The sequence below is a fragment of the Mucilaginibacter koreensis genome, assembly GCF_054783355.1.
Window position 1 is genome coordinate 2,198,627 of record NZ_BAAGQS010000001.1, and the last position, 16,832, is coordinate 2,215,458.

The following is a 16,832-nucleotide window of genomic DNA, read 5'->3' on the forward strand; positions in this document are numbered from 1 at the left end:
ATTAATTACGATAAGCTTTACCGGTTAAATGAATAAATAAACCTTCCAGGTTTTGCTGCTGGTACTGTATAAGCAAATCTTCAGTTTGCCCCTGTGCGATGATTTTACCTTCATCAATTAAGGCGATTTGCCGGCATAACTCCTGCGCCTCGCTTAACTGGTGCGAGGTATATATTAATGTAGTGCCTCTGTTGTTCAATTCTTTTAAATAAGTAATGATTGCGTGGCGGGTTTGAACATCAACCCCTACAGTAGGTTCATCTAAAAATAACACCTGTGGTTGGTGAATAACACCAATGGCCAGGTTTACCCTGCGCTTCATGCCACCCGAAAAATGCTGCACCGGCTTATTCTTTACTTCGGTTAAGCCCAATACTTGTAGCAGCTCATCAATACGGGTAAGTATCTGTACTTTACCCAACCCTGCCCAGGCACCAAAAAACTCCAAGTTTTCGGCCGGACTCAGTTCATGGTAAAAAGAAAAGTCCTGCGGCACAAAGCCGAACAATTGGTTGACAGTCCCTTTTCGTCCCACCGGGTAACCTGCTAAAGTAATGCTCCCCTGCTGTGCTTCCAGCAAACCGGTCATTAAGCTCATCAGCGTAGTTTTACCGGCACCGTTAGGCCCGAACAAACCGAAACGCTCGCCTTGCTGCACCTCCAAGTTCAACCCGCTAAAATGTACTCCGGATTGCTGCGGATAACGAAACCCTAAATTCTCGATATGTACTGCTAATGCACTCATGCGCGCCACTGTATTTTTTTAAGTGCGTTAAAAGCAGCTTCTTCAATACCGGCTACTTCCAACAAGTAATCGCCCATGGTATTAAAATCTTCCTGGCTCCCCAGCCGGCCTTTGTAAATACCTGCGGCATGTACGGCTGCTGTGCGCCATAAATCACCGGCCTGAGTAAATTGTGCGGCTATTTGCAATAGCTCATTCTGTTGGGGGTGGTAGCCATGTGCCTCCTGCAGAAAAGCGCCGTACATATAGCGAAACCCACCACCACCGGTACCAATCTCCTCCTGCATACGCACCAACTGCGCCAGATAAGAACCGGCAGTTTTGAGACCTAATTTATCGCGCCAGCCTTTAATTTTTTTACCTGTATACCTGATGCCATCTACACCGGCAAACCAGCCGGGAATAGACAGCATATTGAATACATTTTTTTTAATACCATTTTTTATGGCCTGCTGTATTTGCTCATTGGTAATGGTTGCATTACTTTCAGGATAGTAGATTTGCCCTTTGGGCGCTAATGCACCTTTGGCAAAGCGCACACGTTCCAATTCGTAACTGGTTAGCGTGGTGGGCGTTTCCATTATGGGGTCGCTGATAAGGTAATTGTCCTCATCTTTACCAAATACCACCAGGTTATGTGCATTAAAATGAAAACGGTATTCGCGCGGAAAATAGGATAGATAATATACCCCTACCTGGCAACCCACCGGCTGCCCTTCATTCAACCGTTCCTGCAAAAAAGCCTCGGCCTGTTCTTTTGAACTGAACTTTTTACTGCGAACCGGGATGCCCAACGATTTGCAGGTACGCTTAAAAATATCGCCGGGCATGGTACGAAAGGCAATAGCCGGCCCATTATTTATTTTTATAAACGGGATATAGGCAAAAAACAGCCCAGCCCCAATGCCAAAAGCCAGGGGTTCGGTAATTTTGTTGTTAGAAATTTTGCTAAGCAGATTACTGGTAACACCCGATTCACAATGTGCAGCCTGCCGGTGTTCAAAATCAACTTTCATTTACAGTAAGGGTATCAAAATCGGCTGCCTTAATATTAAAGGCTTCCGCATATTTGTTTAATTTTTGGTCAGACAGCTTTTTAAACCCCTCGGTTTTTAGGTGTCGCTTTACCTGCCATTGCCAAAAGCCGGTATAGGCAGCCAAGGTAGGTATATCCATCAGGCGGGCCTCCATAAAAAATAGGATGGGGCTGGCCTTGCCATCCAGCACCTGCTTTCTGGCATCGGCGATGCGCACATCAATATCCTGCCAGGCTACATCTAAGGCGGTAGCTTTTACTTCCCAACCGGTACTCAGTTCTTTGGTATAATTTCCCTGACTGTCGGTAGCATATACCACTTCTTTGGTTACCCGGCCCAATGCGCCTTTGTCTTGTGGAACCTCTTCCTTTTTCATGGCAGATGATTAATTAAACTACCGTTAACATGGCATACATGTAAGAAAAACGGGAGCTTTCGGGTACCAATAGCAACAGCCGCTCGCCTTTTTTCAGTTTACCACTATTGAATAATTCGTTTACCATCAAGTAGGCAGAAGCCGCACCCACATTGCCCACAGTTGACAGGTTTACAAACCACTTATCGTACGGAATACCTCCACCATACACATCAATCATCTCATAAATTTTCGGGCGGAAGAACTCGCTCGACATGTGTGGCATGAAATAATCAATATCGGCAGCCGTCATGCCTTTGCGTTCAAAAATCTCTTTGATCTTCTTTCCGCCCAAAGCCACGATATTATCGCTCAGCAAGCTGATATCTTGCTTTACGCTGAACAGCGATTTATTTTTGATTTCTTCCGGGGTAAAATCCATAAAGCCTTTTAATGTACCATCGGGCTGCTTTTCAGTACCCATGTACATACAGGCTTCAATTTCATTAGCAAAAGAAACACCCTCTATCCAATCAATGCGCAGGCTCAGGCCTGCTTCATTGGGTTGATTTGACAATAGAAACGCCGAAGCACCATCAGATAACATCCAGCGCAAAAATTCTTTCTGAAAAGCAATATAGGGGTTGGCGTCCAGTTCAATCAAGTGCTGCACTTCATCCTCAAATACATCAGATACCAGCAAGCCCGAAAAACGTTCAGAACCGGTGGCTACCGCCAATTTCACATCGCCGGTTTTTACGGCCATGTACGCATATTTTAAGGCATGCATACCAGCGCAGCATACCCCGGCAGGCGATACTACCTCAATACCTTCTGCCTCGGGCAGCCAGCCATGAGTCATTACACCATGGCTTGGCATCATCTGGTCGGGCGATGAAGTACCGCATGACAGCAGTTCTATTTCCTTAATTTTTTCAGGATGGTCTTTAAAAAGTTCGCGCACCGCCTCAGCAGTCATTTGTGCGTTGGTATGGGTAGACTTTCCACCCTTTTCGAGTGCGTAATAACGGTTTTTGATGCCGTTGTTGCGCAACACTATCTTTTTCGACTTGGAAGGTTTGTTATTAATATACCCCAAATACTGCTCCATCTCATCATTCGAAACCGGCTCATTCGGGAACCAGGCGGCAGTGCTGTTGATGTATACTTCGGTAGCTGACATGTCTCTTTTTATGTTAGGAAATTTGCAAATAATAATTCTTTTTGGCTTTGATGCGTTTGGCCGAAAATGGCTTAATCAATAAGGCATCAACTACCATTAAAACAGGAGCTCCTATAAAGAAAGCTACCAGTAAATAGTATTTAAAAACCGAAATCCATAATTCACGGTTTTTGCGTTTGGCAATAAATTTGGCCCAAACCGCATAAATGGTTTTCGCCTTAATCTCGGTAAACATCAATTGATATTTTACCTTAACAGCTTTTTTATTTATCCATTGCTGCTGTAAACCGTTCCACTGCTGGCTTTCCAGCAATGGCAATACATCCTGCCCATGCACCGCCATATTAGCAATATCTGCATCGGCCACACCAGGCTTGGGAAATAAGTTTAAGTACCGGTCTTTTTTACCAGTGAGCATCCAGTAAAAGATAGTAATGAAACTGATACCATTATGATGCTCATCAACCAGTGCCAGGTTGCCTACTAAACAGGCCCCGGCTTCTTTTAAAGTTTGACGTACCCGCTCAAAAGCGTTCAGCCACATGTTACGGGCCCCGGTGAGGGTAATTACCGGGGTATCTTTTAACACAGCCCTAAACTGCGGGTGCTGCAGCAGGGAGTTTACCGGAATGCTGGGCGACAGAAACCAGGACTGGTAACCCAGTACAATTAAATCATATTGCTGGTATTTAAAACTGAAGGGCTGCAATTCAATGGTGTTGCCCAATACACAATCCGGAAACACGTTAAAAAAGCGCTTACCTGTCCAGGGGAAAGCATAAGGTACGGCAGGCTGCACCACTACGGTCTCTACCTCCATGCCGGCATCCGCCAACGGTGAGGTAAAAGATTTCACAATTTCGCCCAACTGGCCCGATTGTGAATAATAAATGGCCAAGACCTTTTTACTCATCAATCTGCTTATTCAAAATCTTGAGGTGATAATACCTTAGAGGTTTTACTGTAATCGCGTACGGCATGCTGAACAGCCGGAGGCAATGTTTTATAAGCTTTTTTTACCAGCGCTGCATCAGCCGCTATATCCGCCTTATATTTTACAATTTTAGGCGCATGCTCCTCAATAATGAGGCGTAAAAAATGGTATTCAGCATTATCCGCATCATTACGCAAAGCGGTTTCCAGTTCAATACGTCCGGCTTTAAAATATTTCAGTTTATCTTTTGGCAACACAACCAAACCGGCCTTTTTCATCAACAAAGCGCCTTCATAGGCTTCCTTCTCTGTGCCTGAGAATCCTTTTAACAATTCAAGCTGCTTTTCAACCGCTGCTTTGTGATCAGAAGCCATCGCTTCAAAATAAGCAATCTTATCTATCCGTTGCCACATGGAACCGGCTATGGCTGTAGTAACAGTCAGTATCATCATTAAAATAAAGATGAATCTCATCTTTGTACTCAGCATCTGTTTAATCACAACCAAAATTACTAAAATATATAAAAAAGCTGTTACCAATCTATTGTTCGGCGCCGGTTAGACAGTAACAGAGGCATTACTTACATTGGCTATAAACGATATCGTTAGCGAGATAATACCCCTCCTTTACCAAAATCCCAACTAATTTTAGTTACTTTGAAGATTAATTTGTTAATAAATTACTTCATTTAATCTTTCCGCGCTCACTGTATATGACTGTAAAAAGCCGGTTAAGTTTAAACAGATACAAAGCGAAACAAAGTATAAGGTGAATCAGTATAAACCGCAGTTTTCCGGGCTATGGGCAGTTATTTTAGGCGGATCGAGCGGCTTCGGGCTGGCAACGGTTAAAAAACTGGCCGCCCATGGTATGAACATCGCGGTACTGTACCGCGAACCTGCAGCCATAACCCGTAAATTGAAAGCTGAGTTTGAAGCTTTAGCCACCGAACACCAGGTTACTATTCTGCATTACAACAGCAACGCCTTAGATGCTGCAGCCCGCAATTCATTTTTAACAGATTTTATAAGTGCCGTTGATAACCAACCTGTGGTACGCTTACTGCTGCATGCCGTTGCCCGTGGTAATTTAAAACCCCTTGCAGCCGAGCAGCCCGGAGCGGGAGATGCTTATCATTTGCTTTCGGTTGATGATATACAGCATACCAGCTATGCCATGGCCAACAGCTTACTGGATTGGGCCCGACTGCTGCTTGATGCCGGTTTATTTTATAAAGATGCCCGCATTATTGGTTTAACCAGCGAAGGTGCGCACCGCTACTGGAACAGCTATGCGGCGGTATCAGTAGCCAAAGCTTCATTAGAAAGTTTGGCCACTTATATGGCGGTTGACCTGGCCAGGTTTGGTTTAAAAACAAACATCATTCAGGCGGGTGTTACGCCTACCCCATCATTAAAACGGATTGCCGGCAGTGAGCAGTTGCTGGACATGATACCGGAGCGCAACCCTATGGGCAGGGCTACACAGCCCGAAGATGTGGCTAATGCCATTTATTTGCTTTGTATGGATGAAGCGTTTTGGATTAATGGTTCGATTATTCATGTAGACGGTGGCGAACATTGTCGGTAAAATGTACTTTTAGCTGCCTATGTACCAAAACGTATTAAACCATTTGCCTTATAAATCATCTTTTAGGTTTGTGGATCATCTTCAACGGCTGGATGAGAATGGCGTAGAGGGTACATATACTTTACGTGAAGATGCTTTTTTTTATGAAGATCATTTTCCCGGTCATCCGGTTACTCCAGGTGTAATTGTGACCGAGATTATGGCACAAATTGGCCTGGTGGTGTTGGGCATCTATTTATTGCTTCAACAAGCACCGGTTGCCCAGCCGCAAGAACAGGTGTTTCCGCTATTCACTTCATCAGAAGTGGAATTTTATAAAGTGGTATTACCAGGAGAAACTGTAAGGGTAGTATCAGAAAAAATGTACTTCCGTTTTGGAAAGTTAAAGTGTAAGGTAACCATGCTGGATAGCAACAACAATAGAATAGCAAAAGGAACTTTTTCAGGTATAATGAGAAAAGCAGGAGATTTGAAATGAGCAGGCGTGTTGTAGTCACCGGCATGGGTGTGGTGTCTCCTAACGGCATCGGCCTCCCCGATTTTCTGGAAGCCTTACAACAAGGCAAATCAGGTATACGCTTTGTGCCGCATTTTGAAGAACTGCATTTCAGTTGCCAGGTAGCCGGCGTGCCTCCTTTTGAATGGGACCATTTGCGCCCGCATATTTCTGATGTAGTGTTACATGGCCTGAAAGGGGTAAACATTGGTTACGGCCTGAAAGCCGCGGTTGATGCCTGGCTGCATGCCGGATATTCGTTAAACACTACCGAAACGCTGTGGGATACCGGCTGTGTATTCGGCAACAGCGTGGCTGATACGGAGGCCATGAAAAACGTAATCAGCCGTGTAGATAACAAAGAGGTGAAAAAGCTGGGTTCGCGCGTTGTAGAGCAGGCCATGAACAGCGGCGTTACCTCTTATATTTCAGGTCGTTTAGGCTTGGGTAACAAAGTACTCACCAATTCGGCTGCCTGTGCTACCGGAACCCAGGCAATTTTAATGGGTTACGAGTACATTAAGCATGGCATGGCCAAACGAATGCTTACCGGCAGCAGCGAGTATGTGGATACTTATGTATTCGGCTCATTTGACTCGATGCGGGTATTGTCGCGCAAATTTAATGCACAGCCCGAAAAAGCTTCACGCCCCATGAGTGCTACTGCCGGTGGTTTTGTACCGGGTTCGGGCGCGGCAGCTTTGATGCTGGAAGATTTAGACACTGCCCTGGAACGCGGCGCTACCATTTATGCCGAAGTACTGGGCGGCTCAAGCAATTCGGGCGGGCAGCGTAACGGTGGCTCCATGACGGCAGCCAACCCCGAAGGTGTGATTCGCTGCATTACCGAATCATTAGCCAGTGCGGGTATAACCGGGCAAGATGTTGATTTGATCAGCGGGCACTTAACCGCTACAATAGCTGATAAGCATGAGATATTAAACTGGACCAAAGCTTTAGGGCGTCAGGGCAGTGATTTTCCGCTGGTAAACTCCGTTAAATCTATGATCGGGCATTGCCTGAGCGCAGCGGGCACTATAGAATCCGTAGCCTCAGTATTGCAGATTATGCATGGTTTTGTGCACCCGAATGTTAACCTGGAAGATCCGCAACCAGGCATTACTGAACTGATTGACCCAACTTGTTTACCCACAAGTTTGATAAAAAAAGATATAAATATCGTTGCAAAAGCTAATTTTGGCTTTGGCGATGTGAATTCGTGTATTATATTCTCAAAATATAACCCTTAATGAACAGACAAGAAATTTTAGATGAGCTTAAAAAGGTACTGGCTCCCTATACTGAAGATAAAGAGCAATTAAATACAATCAACGACCAGACCGACCTGATAAGAGATTTAAAAATCAACTCTGCCAATTTAGTGGATATCATTATTGATGCCGAAGCCAACTATAATATAGAGATTGATTATGATGCAGCCGAGGAAATGACCACTGTAGGCAGCTGTATTAATGTAATTGAAGCCCGCCTGAAAGCACAAGGTGAATAGTATTGGTAATGATGTGGTAGCGCTGGCAGGTATTAACCCGGAGCGCACCCGTCAGTACCGGTTTTATTCTAAAATACTCTCTGTTAATGAGCAGGATGCTTATCCGGCTCTTCAGCACTCCTTGCCATTTGAGCACTACGTTTGGTTGCTATGGTCGGTTAAAGAATCGGCCTATAAGTTTTTTAAGCGCCTACAGCCCGATTTAGTTTTCTCCCCTACTAAACTTATTGTTGAAGATGTAAGCTGCCCAACTACTGGCAAGTATCAGGGCAGGGTTACTTGTAATGGGTTGTTCATATATTTTAATGCCGATTATACTAACGACTACATACATAGTATAGTTGGTATTGATGCTACATTTAAGTACATACACGCCTATGTTAACCAAATTGCACAAAGCGATTACTCATCACAATCGGCAGCAGTGAGGCAATTTGCCTTACAAAAACTGGCTACCTTATGGCCTGATGCAGAAATAAGCTTTCGACAACATGATATAGGTTACCCGGAAGTATTAATTGATCAAAAAACTATAATGCTGCCACTTTCATTTTCTCATGATGGCAGGTACACTGCCTACGCTTTTAACTATATGAATTTCGAAGCCGTTAGTACTTAAAGTTATAAGCTATAAAAATCATTAATCACTGTTATAAATAGTTTATATTTACTTAATTTTGCACGTTGTTTTTCAATAACTTATATGCTCTCGAAAAAAACCAAGTATGCCCTTAAAGCATTGATTGTTTTAGGTAAAAACCTCAACAATCCGCCCATGCAGATTGCACAAATTGCAGAGATGGAGCGCATACCCAAAAAATTTTTAGAGCAAATATTATTAGAGCTGCGCAAGGCCGGCATGCTATACAGCAAAAAGGGAGCAGGCGGTGGCTACACACTTAACAAAGCCCCTGAAGACATTTATATTGCGCAGGTTCTCCGCATTACAGATGGACCCATTGCAATGGTGCCTTGTGCCAGTTTAAATTTTTACCACCGTTGCGAGGAATGTATCAATGAATCTACCTGCGGTATCCGTAGTCTGTTTGTTGATGTTAGAGATGCTACGCTGAAATACTTATCAGAAACCAGTATTGCAGATTTGATAAAAAAGGAAGAAGCAACTGGCAATCACACCTTAATAAGCTAATCAGCCTGATACAATTTAGTCTCCTTACTTCCAACATCCCTGCAAAACTTGTTTCTTTGCAACAGCAATGAGCAACGATCTTACTGACAAAGCCTTTTGGGCCAACTATTGGGAATTAAAAAAAGGACTGGCCTTTCCGGTACCTGCTACCTATACTTTTCATCAGCTTTTTAAGCAAATTATTGGCAAAGGCGGCATTCAAACGGCTATCGAACTGGGCGGATTTCCGGGTTACTATGCCATATTTCTGAAAAAGTATTTTGGCCTGAACACTACTTTGTTCGATTTCTTTGTTCATCAGCCTATCCTGAAAGAAGTGTTAGCTGCTAACCAGCTTACCACGTCAGATGTAGGCGTTATTGAAGGCGATTTATTTCAGCATGAACCTAAAGAGCAGTATGATCTGGTACTTTCATGCGGCCTGATTGAGCATTTTAACGACACCAAAGACATCATTGCGCGCCACCTCAACTTTTTAAAACCAGGCGGCACGCTATTTATTACCCTCCCCAACTTTACCGGCGTAAACGGCTGGGTACAACGCCGTTTCGACCCGGACAATTACAGCAAGCATAACATCAATAGTATGAACCCCGCCTTGTTGGCACAATTGAGCCGCGAACTGGGGTTGAAAGAAGTGCAATCCTATTATTTCGGCAAGTTTTCCATATGGCTCGAGAACCGTGCTCAGCAAAATGCAGGTGTAAAGGCGTTTATTAAAACGTTATGGCTGGCTGGTAAAGTTGCTACCAAACTGGTGCCAGTAGAATCCAAAAATCTTTCTCCTTATATTGTGCTGGTGGCGAAGAAGTAGGTTACTCATTGGTAAGTTTTGTATTTCATGAAGACAGGGTTGGCTGTTATGAGCGTTAATGGATGTCCTGTGGTTAGAAGTTGCCTAAATCAGAATTTATAAGTTGAGAATGAACAGAACGCTTGACACCACTACGTCATTGCGAGGTACGGGCGCCATCTCTCTGCCTAACGCCCTTACTTCACGTATAGAGATGGCTTTGTTTCTCGCAATGACGTGGTGGTAATGTATGTACTGCTTGTTTCTTGTCAATTCATGTTTCTTGAATTCCCTTCCTCCCCTGTCAGGCCCTCAGCTTTAGGCTAAAGGCGGGCAGCACATGGTGGCCCCGAGCGGAGGTAAATGCCTTTTTGTGTTTGTACTGCCACTCATTAAAGTATTATCTGTTCATACGCAAACACTAAACAGCCTGTGGTGCTGACTGGCTTTGCAGGGCTGGCCTTGTGCGGCAAAAAAGCCTGACGGGGCTGCACTTGATTTACTCGCTATCGCTCATGAGATCGCTGCGCTAAGTTTTTGGTTCTTTTGTATCAAGACAAAAGAACAACAACTGAAATAAAGCACAGACCCAACCAGCGGATAGCACCACAAAACCTTCCCCTTGTAAAATATAAGTTCTAACTGCTGTTCGTTACAGCGCTTAAAGTGTTCGGTTCCGAACAGGTATTAACCCAGAGCGAACTCACAAGTATTTACAAATCAATAACTTAATTAAGTGGCATTGTACTTGGCATAGACGTGCACAATCAACACAACCCAAGCATCATGACATCACAACAAGACAACTTAAAAAGAATTTTGGAGGCTTGCCTAAACCACGACGGCAAACAACAGGAACTGTTATATAAAATAATGGCACCTAAAATGCTGCGCGTGGCCCGCCAATATGCCAAAGACGCCGATGAAGCACAGGATATTTTGCAGGAAGGGATGATTAAAATGTTTAACAACCTGCACAACTATCGTGGTGAAGGAAGTTTTGAGGGCTGGATTCGCCGCATAATTGTACACACAGCTATCTCACGTTATCGCAAATTGAAGAATATGGTATTGGTAGAGGATTTTTCTGAAACTACCATTATACACCCTGTTTCACGTAACGAAAACAATTTGGAATTGAAAGAAATGATGAAACTGGTAAACGAATTACCATCATCTTACCAATCAGTGTTTAATATGTATGCCATCGAGGGCTATTCGCACCAGGAAATCAGCAACAGCTTAGGCATTTCAGAATTGCTGTCTCGCACCACTTTGCACCGTGCACGCGGCGTGTTAAAAGAACGCATCAACCGCTTGCAGCAAAAAGAAAAATGCCGGATGGCTGTATAACCAATCCGGCATTTTTCCTCCTATTACTACTTATATACTATTATTTATGCTTACTGCTCATATAAAAGGTAAGCGTACCGCCGGCAAACAATTCGGCATCTGTTAAATACAGGCGGTTCAGCGGCTTGCCGTTCAGTAATAATTTCTGCACATATACATTTTTATCCGACTGATTTTTCACATCTACCACAAACGTTTTATTACCAGCTAAATGGATGGTTGCCTTTTGAATAGCCGGACTGCCAATGGCATATTGCCCCGAACCAGGTGCTACTGGGTAGAAACCAAGCGTAGTAAAAATATACCAGGCACTCATCTGTCCCGTGTCATCATTACCACCTAAACCATCAGGTGTAGGTTTATACATCTTAGGCAAAATCATCCGCACACGCTCCTGTGTTTTCCAGGGCTGGCTGGTCCAGTTATATAAGTAAGCTACATGGTGCGAAGGCTCGTTGCCATGTACATAATTGCCGATAATGCCATCGCGGGTAATATCTTCAGTTTCGGCAAAATACTTATCCGGCAGGTTCATGGTGAACAACGAATCCAGATAGCCCACAAAACGCTTTTCGCCACCCATCAATTGAATCAGTTCTGCCGGTTGGTGCGGAACGAACAAGGTGTAATTCCATGCATTACCTTCAATAAAGCCCTGGTTGTTGGTACTTAAGGCATCAAAGCTTTTACGGAAAGTACCATCATTCAAACGCGGACGCATAAAGCCTGAGGCCGGATCATATACATTACGGAAGTTTTCTGACCGTTTAATAAACTCGTTATAAATATCAGTACGACCCAGTTTTTTAGCGGCCTGAGCAATACACCAGTCATCAAAAGCATATTCTAACGTGTTGGATACGGATACTCCGCTGGCCTCATTAGGTACGTAACCTTTATCAATGTAAACACCAATACCTTCGTAATTACGGTGACGGGCGGTTACCACACAAGCATCCAGTAACTGGTTAGCATCCGCATCAATGTTCCCTTTAATAATAGCATCGGCAATTACCGGCACACTGTGGTAGCCCGACATACACCAGTTCTCGTTACCAGAGTTAGACCATACCGGCAGCATCTGCTCCGGGCTTTGCTGGTAGTGGCGCAGCATAGAGGTAACCATATCGGCATTGCGCTTCGGCTCAATAATGTTTAACAGCGGGTGCAGGGCACGATAAGTATCCCATAATGAGAAGGTGGTATAATTGGTAAAGCCTTCTGCTTTATGAATATTACCATCCAGGCCCTTGTATTGCCCGTCTACATCCATATAGATGGTAGGGTTGATGAGGGCATGGTACATAGAAGTATAAAAGTTTTGCTTCTCTGTTTTGCTGGGCGATTGAATTTCAATTTTATGCAGTTCATCTTCCCACTGCTGTTGCCCTTTGGCTTTCACCTGCTCAAAATTCCAACCCGGCACTTCGGCGCAGAGGTTGTTCAACGCACCATCCATACTTACCGGCGAAAGCGCCATTTTCATTTTGATTTTCTCACCTTCTTCGGTTTTGAAATCAAAATATGCCTTTATTTGAGGTGCCGCCAGTTCAGGAAAGTTTTTTCGCTGATCGAATTTTCCCCAAAAGCCGCGGTATACTTCGCGTTTAGAGTAATTGGCAAAACCATGCTGCACAAAAGGCTTTGAAAAAGTAAGTGCAAAATACAATACCCTGTTTTTGGCCCAACCATTGGTACGGCGGTAACCGGTAACCAAAGTATCATTTACCACATGGATGTAGGTCCACACATTTTTGTCGGGATAGTTATAGATACCCGACATCAAATCTAAAATGATATGTGCTTTATCCGTTTTCGGAAAAGTATATTGATGGAAACCAACGCGCGGCGTAGTGGTTAACTCTGCCGTAATATGACTGTCGTCCAGTTTTACTTTGTAATAGTTGGCTTCGCTTACCTCATTATTGTGCGAAAAAGCAGAGCGGTAGCCGCTGTTGGGGCGGTCGGCAGTGCCGGGGTTTAGTTTCAGTTCGCCTACAGTGGGCATCACTAAAAAGTCGCCTAAATCTGAGTGACCGGTTCCGCTAAAATGGGTATGACTAAAACCCACTATAGTCTTATCGTCATACTGGTAGCCGGCACAGTACTCATATACTTTAGGATTATATTTTCCATTGTATTCATAACTTACTGTATCAGTTTCAGGGCTTAATTGTACCATGCCGAAAGGCACCGTAGCGCCCGGGTAAGTATGCCCCATACGCTGGGTACCAATAATGGGTTTTACATAAGATACCAGCTTTTCTGGCTTTGGGGTTTGTGCAATGCTTTGTGCCAGAGCGGCGGTAAAAAGTGCAGTAAATAGATATTTCATGAATAGAAGCTGCAAAAATGCTTTAATGTAAGGCTAAGATATAAAACCTTATGTTAAATTTTGCATTAATAGGATGATGCATCAACGGTGTTACAGAGTTTGCATCCGTTACGTTGTAACATTTATACCATTTAGCAATCCAATACAACAATTACATCACTTAACAATTAAAACACACCATGAAAAAATTACTGTTCGCAGTTTTGTTATTAATGACGGCCATGTCCTTCAGCTCTTGCAGTTATAACAGCATTGTACAGGCCGATGAAGATACCAAAGCCAAGTGGGGTGCCGTACAAAGCCAGTACCAGCGCCGGGCCGATTTGATACCTAACCTGGTAAATACCGTAAAAGGTGAGGCCAATTTTGAAAAAGGTACATTAACCGAAGTAACCGAGGCCCGCGCCAAAGCTACTTCAGTACAGGTAGATGCCAGCAAGTTAACACCAGAAAGCGTACAAAAATACCAGGAGGCACAAGGTGAACTGAGCACTGCATTAGGCCGATTGTTAAGCGTAACTGAAAACTACCCGACCTTGCGCGCTAATGATGCATTTAGAGGTTTACAGGCACAATTAGAGGGTACCGAAAACCGCATTAACGTAGCCCGTAATGACTTTAACGGCTCTGTACAAACTTACAACAGCAAAATCCGCGCATTTCCGGCTAACCTGACTGCCAAAATGTTTGGCTTTTCGCCTAAGGGTTACTTTGCTGCAGAAGCTAATGCACAAAAGGCTCCCGAAGTTAAATTTTAACCCCAGAAGAAGCGTAAGATAAATACGCGTTTATGTATTCATTTTACGCTTCTCAATTCTGTCATCCTTCACTCCATCACTCATCAATATATGGCTGTTTTTAACGATCATGACCAACAGCAGGTACGCCTGGCTATTGAAGCGGCTGAGCGGCAAACTTCGGGGCAGATACGGGTTTGTGTAGAAGAAACCTGTAGTGAAGAACCCGTAGAACGGGCCGCTAAATACTTTCACAAACTGGAAATGCACCAAACCAAGCAACGCAATGGCGTGCTTATTTACCTGGCCACCAAAGACCGCAAGTTTGCCATTATTGGCGATGCCGGTATAAATCAACTGGTACCCGACAATTTTTGGGACAGTACCAAAGAAAGCATGCTTACCTTTTTTAAACAAGGTGACTTGGTTGGCGGCATTGTAGACGGCCTGCAGCATGCCGGTAGCCAGTTAAAAACTTACTTTCCGCATAAAAGCGGGGGCAGCAACGAGTTGCCCGATGACATTGCCTTTATGAACGGCCAATAATTTTACCCCAATGCTGAAAAGATTGTCATGGCTGTTTAGCCTGTTATTTATTATATCCACAACTTTCGCGCAAAAGCTGCCGCCAAAGCCTAACACTTTAGTGGCTGATTTTACCAATGCACTTTCTGCCGATCAAAAACAGCAGCTGGAAAGTAAACTGGTGGCTTTTGACGATTCTACCTCTACGCAGGTAGCTGTAGTCATCATACGTTCGGTGGGCGAGTATGATATTAATGAATACGGTACACAACTGGGCCGCGCCTGGGGCATAGGTAACAGCGGTAAAAACAATGGTGTACTGTTGCTGGTAGCGCTTGATGACCGAAAGGTAACCATACAAACAGGTTATGGTATGGAAGGTGCCCTTCCAGATATTACTACCCAGCAAATTATTGACCGTGATATTAAACCGCGCTTTAAACAAGGTGATTATTATGGTGGCCTGGATGCCGCCACCGATGATATTATAAAAGCCACCAAAGGCGAATATAAAGCTGATGCTGATTATGCCAACCGTGGCCGCAAGAAAGGCGACAATGATGGCGGTGGCAGTGCTGGCTTTATCATCATTATTGTATTGATTATCATCTTCTTTATTTTCCGTAATCGTGGAGGCGGTGGGGGCGGCCGCATTATTGGCGGCCGTGGCGGCGCCAGTCCGTTCTGGTGGTTTTTGGCAGGTAATATGCTAGGCGGTGGCCGAAGCAGCGGCAGTGGCTGGGGTGGTGGCTCCGGTTGGGGCGGCGGAAGCTCCGGTGGCGGAGGTGGCGGCTTCGGAGGCTTTGGCGGCGGTAGCTTTGGCGGTGGCGGTAGCAGCGGAAGCTGGTAGTTCATTGGTTCATTGGTTCATTGGTTCATTGGTTCATTAAGGAGAATTGTGAGTGGGGTAATTTGTTTTTGATACTTTTGAGCATCTGATAATTGATATGATAACTGACGACCAACTGAAATGGAAGTTACTTTCCTCCGAATATATACATAAAGGCATGTGGGCTACCATGCGGGTAGATACCTGCAAAATGCCCGACGGCCGTATTGTGGATGATTATTATGTACTGGAATATGCCGACTGGGTAAATGCAGTAGCTTTGACTGAGGACAATCGAATCATCCTGGTGAAACAATATCGCCATGCCGTGGGCGAAGTATCCCTTGAATTACCAGGTGGCGTAATGGACGAAGGTGAAAGCCCGGAAGAAGCTGTTAAGCGTGAATTGCTGGAGGAAACCGGTTATGAATTTGACAGTGTTGAACTGTTGTGCAATTTGTGGCCCAACCCATCTACCGGCAACAACAATATACGTTGCTTTTTAGCCAAAGGCGGCAAAAAAGTAACCGGGCAGGATTTAGATCCACACGAGGAAATCGTCATTGAAATTTACAGTATTGATGAAGTAAAGCAACTATTGGCCGATAATAAAATTATGCAGGCCATGCATGTTGCGGGCTTGTTTTATGCCATGGCGAAGATGAGCTGAAGATTATACTTTAAGTTATCATTGTGAGGTACGAAGCAATTCCCTAAGAAGCACAGCTACGAGATTGCTTCGTACCTCGCAATGACAAGAGCTAATGTTTTTCTATTTACTCCACCACACAACCATCCTTATGCCGGGTATCGGCAATGTAAATAATTTTCCATCCGGCGGCAATTTTCATTAATTGAAACACATCTACCCCGCAGTGACTGAACTTACTTCCCAAATAAAATTGATAAGGCACCCACACGCTTGCCAAATCAGCATCAATTTTAATATCCATTTTACCGAGGCGCTCGTCGTACATTTCTTTGTGCGGGGTGCCTATGCTTTTAATAAAATCATCGGGTTTCTCGTTAACCAGTACAACTGAGCCATCTGCCCTGGCAGCTACGCTATGCAACACCATACCTTTGGCAAAAGCCGATCGTACCAATGTTGTATCCGCTCTGCGCATGCCATCAAAAAGGTTAGCTATGGTTTGCTTAATGGCTGCAGTTTCATTTTGCTGGGCATAAGCACCGGTGCTTATTACTATTGCGATAAGTAAGATGAATAGAATTCTCATACTTATAAAAGTAAAAAGCCCT

At 44.2% G+C, this 16,832-nt stretch carries 20 protein-coding genes; 12 read left to right on the forward strand and 8 right to left on the reverse strand.

The features are described 5' to 3' along the window. Position 1: 1 nt before the first annotated feature. The 6 genes from ACYVNW_RS09990 to ACYVNW_RS10015 are packed head-to-tail and all read right to left on the reverse strand — an operon-like array spanning position 2 to position 4,727. Positions 2-745, reverse strand: a complete 744-nt coding sequence (locus tag ACYVNW_RS09990) for an ABC transporter ATP-binding protein (protein ID WP_460679717.1) — start codon at positions 743-745, stop codon at positions 2-4. Next, entirely contained in the window at positions 742-1,761 is a 1,020-nt protein-coding gene (locus ACYVNW_RS09995; RefSeq protein WP_460679718.1) for a BtrH N-terminal domain-containing protein, read from the reverse strand. The genes ACYVNW_RS09990 and ACYVNW_RS09995 overlap by 4 nt, the downstream gene beginning before the upstream one ends. Continuing rightward, positions 1,751-2,158 (reverse strand): hypothetical protein, encoded by a 408-nt coding sequence (locus ACYVNW_RS10000; RefSeq protein ID WP_460679719.1) that lies wholly within the window; start codon positions 2,156-2,158, stop codon positions 1,751-1,753. Before ACYVNW_RS10000 ends, ACYVNW_RS09995 begins: the two co-directional genes overlap by 11 nt. A gap of 13 nt (positions 2,159-2,171) precedes the next feature. Next, on the reverse strand, positions 2,172-3,320 hold the full coding sequence (locus ACYVNW_RS10005) for a beta-ketoacyl-ACP synthase III (protein WP_460679720.1): 1,149 nt from the start codon (positions 3,318-3,320) through the stop codon (positions 2,172-2,174). 13 nt (positions 3,321-3,333) lie between these two features. Then, entirely contained in the window at positions 3,334-4,233 is a 900-nt protein-coding gene (locus tag ACYVNW_RS10010; protein WP_460679721.1) for a hypothetical protein, read from the reverse strand. An 8-nt stretch (positions 4,234-4,241) separates the two neighbouring features. Further along, complete coding sequence (locus ACYVNW_RS10015) at positions 4,242-4,727, reverse strand: hypothetical protein (RefSeq protein WP_460679722.1); 486 nt, start codon at positions 4,725-4,727, stop codon at positions 4,242-4,244. Between the two features lie 295 nt (positions 4,728-5,022). Here ACYVNW_RS10015 and ACYVNW_RS10020 point away from each other — a divergent pair, with 295 nt between their 5' ends. The 8 genes from ACYVNW_RS10020 to ACYVNW_RS10055 all read left to right on the forward strand — a co-directional run bounded on the left by ACYVNW_RS10020 (position 5,023) and on the right by ACYVNW_RS10055 (position 11,146). Then, positions 5,023-5,844: an SDR family oxidoreductase gene (locus tag ACYVNW_RS10020; protein WP_460679723.1), complete on the forward strand. Its 822-nt coding sequence runs from the start codon at positions 5,023-5,025 to the stop codon at positions 5,842-5,844. A gap of 19 nt (positions 5,845-5,863) precedes the next feature. Beyond that, positions 5,864-6,322 carry a 3-hydroxyacyl-ACP dehydratase FabZ family protein gene (locus ACYVNW_RS10025; RefSeq protein WP_460679724.1) on the forward strand — a complete coding sequence of 153 codons (459 nt, stop codon included), beginning with the start codon at positions 5,864-5,866 and terminating at the stop codon, positions 6,320-6,322. Further along, positions 6,319-7,590 carry a beta-ketoacyl-[acyl-carrier-protein] synthase family protein gene (locus ACYVNW_RS10030; RefSeq protein WP_460679725.1) on the forward strand — a complete coding sequence of 424 codons (1,272 nt, stop codon included), beginning with the start codon at positions 6,319-6,321 and terminating at the stop codon, positions 7,588-7,590. Before ACYVNW_RS10025 ends, ACYVNW_RS10030 begins: the two co-directional genes overlap by 4 nt. Further along, the gene (locus tag ACYVNW_RS10035) at positions 7,590-7,850 is read left to right on the forward strand and encodes an acyl carrier protein (protein WP_460679726.1); all 261 of its coding nucleotides are present in this window, start codon (positions 7,590-7,592) and stop codon (positions 7,848-7,850) included. Before ACYVNW_RS10030 ends, ACYVNW_RS10035 begins: the two co-directional genes overlap by 1 nt. Beyond that, the gene (locus ACYVNW_RS10040) at positions 7,843-8,469 is read left to right on the forward strand and encodes a 4'-phosphopantetheinyl transferase family protein (protein ID WP_460679727.1); all 627 of its coding nucleotides are present in this window, start codon (positions 7,843-7,845) and stop codon (positions 8,467-8,469) included. The genes ACYVNW_RS10035 and ACYVNW_RS10040 overlap by 8 nt, the downstream gene beginning before the upstream one ends. 84 nt (positions 8,470-8,553) lie before the next feature. Next, positions 8,554-9,000, forward strand: coding sequence for an RrF2 family transcriptional regulator (locus tag ACYVNW_RS10045; RefSeq protein ID WP_460679728.1), 447 nt, complete (start codon positions 8,554-8,556; stop codon positions 8,998-9,000). Positions 9,001-9,067: 67 nt separating this feature from the next. Next, complete coding sequence (locus ACYVNW_RS10050) at positions 9,068-9,814, forward strand: class I SAM-dependent methyltransferase (protein WP_460679729.1); 747 nt, start codon at positions 9,068-9,070, stop codon at positions 9,812-9,814. 765 nt (positions 9,815-10,579) lie between these two features. Then, the gene (locus ACYVNW_RS10055) at positions 10,580-11,146 is read left to right on the forward strand and encodes an RNA polymerase sigma factor (RefSeq protein ID WP_460679730.1); all 567 of its coding nucleotides are present in this window, start codon (positions 10,580-10,582) and stop codon (positions 11,144-11,146) included. A gap of 40 nt (positions 11,147-11,186) precedes the next feature. Here the strand turns inward: ACYVNW_RS10055 and ACYVNW_RS10060 are convergent, their stop codons facing one another. Then, on the reverse strand, positions 11,187-13,481 hold the full coding sequence (locus ACYVNW_RS10060) for a GH92 family glycosyl hydrolase (RefSeq protein WP_460679731.1): 2,295 nt from the start codon (positions 13,479-13,481) through the stop codon (positions 11,187-11,189). Positions 13,482-13,660: 179 nt separating this feature from the next. Here ACYVNW_RS10060 and ACYVNW_RS10065 point away from each other — a divergent pair, with 179 nt between their 5' ends. The 4 genes from ACYVNW_RS10065 to ACYVNW_RS10080 all read left to right on the forward strand — a co-directional run bounded on the left by ACYVNW_RS10065 (position 13,661) and on the right by ACYVNW_RS10080 (position 16,242). After that, entirely contained in the window at positions 13,661-14,239 is a 579-nt protein-coding gene (locus ACYVNW_RS10065; RefSeq protein ID WP_460679732.1) for a LemA family protein, read from the forward strand. Between the two features lie 90 nt (positions 14,240-14,329). Further along, positions 14,330-14,764 (forward strand): TPM domain-containing protein, encoded by a 435-nt coding sequence (locus ACYVNW_RS10070; RefSeq protein WP_460679733.1) that lies wholly within the window; start codon positions 14,330-14,332, stop codon positions 14,762-14,764. Between the two features lie 10 nt (positions 14,765-14,774). Beyond that, positions 14,775-15,593 (forward strand): TPM domain-containing protein, encoded by an 819-nt coding sequence (locus tag ACYVNW_RS10075; protein WP_460679734.1) that lies wholly within the window; start codon positions 14,775-14,777, stop codon positions 15,591-15,593. Between the two features lie 97 nt (positions 15,594-15,690). Then, complete coding sequence (locus tag ACYVNW_RS10080) at positions 15,691-16,242, forward strand: NUDIX hydrolase (RefSeq protein ID WP_460679735.1); 552 nt, start codon at positions 15,691-15,693, stop codon at positions 16,240-16,242. 106 nt (positions 16,243-16,348) lie between these two features. Here ACYVNW_RS10080 and ACYVNW_RS10085 read toward each other — a convergent pair whose 3' ends face one another. Further along, entirely contained in the window at positions 16,349-16,810 is a 462-nt protein-coding gene (locus ACYVNW_RS10085; protein WP_460679736.1) for a hypothetical protein, read from the reverse strand. Between the last annotated feature and the right edge of the window lie 22 nt (positions 16,811-16,832).

What these genes read in the sequence shown, in the direction of transcription:
- ACYVNW_RS09990 (WP_460679717.1), bottom strand. Translation starts at nt 745, where the DNA reads ATGAGTGCATTAGCAGTACATATCGAGAATTTAGGGTTTCGTTATCCG.
- ACYVNW_RS09995 (WP_460679718.1), bottom strand. Translation starts at nt 1,761, where the DNA reads ATGAAAGTTGATTTTGAACACCGGCAGGCTGCACATTGTGAATCGGGT.
- ACYVNW_RS10000 (WP_460679719.1), bottom strand. Translation starts at nt 2,158, where the DNA reads ATGAAAAAGGAAGAGGTTCCACAAGACAAAGGCGCATTGGGCCGGGTA.
- ACYVNW_RS10005 (WP_460679720.1), bottom strand. Translation starts at nt 3,320, where the DNA reads ATGTCAGCTACCGAAGTATACATCAACAGCACTGCCGCCTGGTTCCCG.
- ACYVNW_RS10010 (WP_460679721.1), bottom strand. Translation starts at nt 4,233, where the DNA reads ATGAGTAAAAAGGTCTTGGCCATTTATTATTCACAATCGGGCCAGTTG.
- ACYVNW_RS10015 (WP_460679722.1), bottom strand. Translation starts at nt 4,727, where the DNA reads ATGAGATTCATCTTTATTTTAATGATGATACTGACTGTTACTACAGCC.
- ACYVNW_RS10025 (WP_460679724.1), top strand. Translation starts at nt 5,864, where the DNA reads ATGTACCAAAACGTATTAAACCATTTGCCTTATAAATCATCTTTTAGG.
- ACYVNW_RS10030 (WP_460679725.1), top strand. Translation starts at nt 6,319, where the DNA reads ATGAGCAGGCGTGTTGTAGTCACCGGCATGGGTGTGGTGTCTCCTAAC.
- ACYVNW_RS10035 (WP_460679726.1), top strand. Translation starts at nt 7,590, where the DNA reads ATGAACAGACAAGAAATTTTAGATGAGCTTAAAAAGGTACTGGCTCCC.
- ACYVNW_RS10045 (WP_460679728.1), top strand. Translation starts at nt 8,554, where the DNA reads ATGCTCTCGAAAAAAACCAAGTATGCCCTTAAAGCATTGATTGTTTTA.
- ACYVNW_RS10050 (WP_460679729.1), top strand. Translation starts at nt 9,068, where the DNA reads ATGAGCAACGATCTTACTGACAAAGCCTTTTGGGCCAACTATTGGGAA.
- ACYVNW_RS10055 (WP_460679730.1), top strand. Translation starts at nt 10,580, where the DNA reads ATGACATCACAACAAGACAACTTAAAAAGAATTTTGGAGGCTTGCCTA.
- ACYVNW_RS10060 (WP_460679731.1), bottom strand. Translation starts at nt 13,481, where the DNA reads ATGAAATATCTATTTACTGCACTTTTTACCGCCGCTCTGGCACAAAGC.
- ACYVNW_RS10065 (WP_460679732.1), top strand. Translation starts at nt 13,661, where the DNA reads ATGAAAAAATTACTGTTCGCAGTTTTGTTATTAATGACGGCCATGTCC.
- ACYVNW_RS10070 (WP_460679733.1), top strand. Translation starts at nt 14,330, where the DNA reads ATGGCTGTTTTTAACGATCATGACCAACAGCAGGTACGCCTGGCTATT.
- ACYVNW_RS10075 (WP_460679734.1), top strand. Translation starts at nt 14,775, where the DNA reads ATGCTGAAAAGATTGTCATGGCTGTTTAGCCTGTTATTTATTATATCC.
- ACYVNW_RS10080 (WP_460679735.1), top strand. Translation starts at nt 15,691, where the DNA reads ATGATAACTGACGACCAACTGAAATGGAAGTTACTTTCCTCCGAATAT.
- ACYVNW_RS10085 (WP_460679736.1), bottom strand. Translation starts at nt 16,810, where the DNA reads ATGAGAATTCTATTCATCTTACTTATCGCAATAGTAATAAGCACCGGT.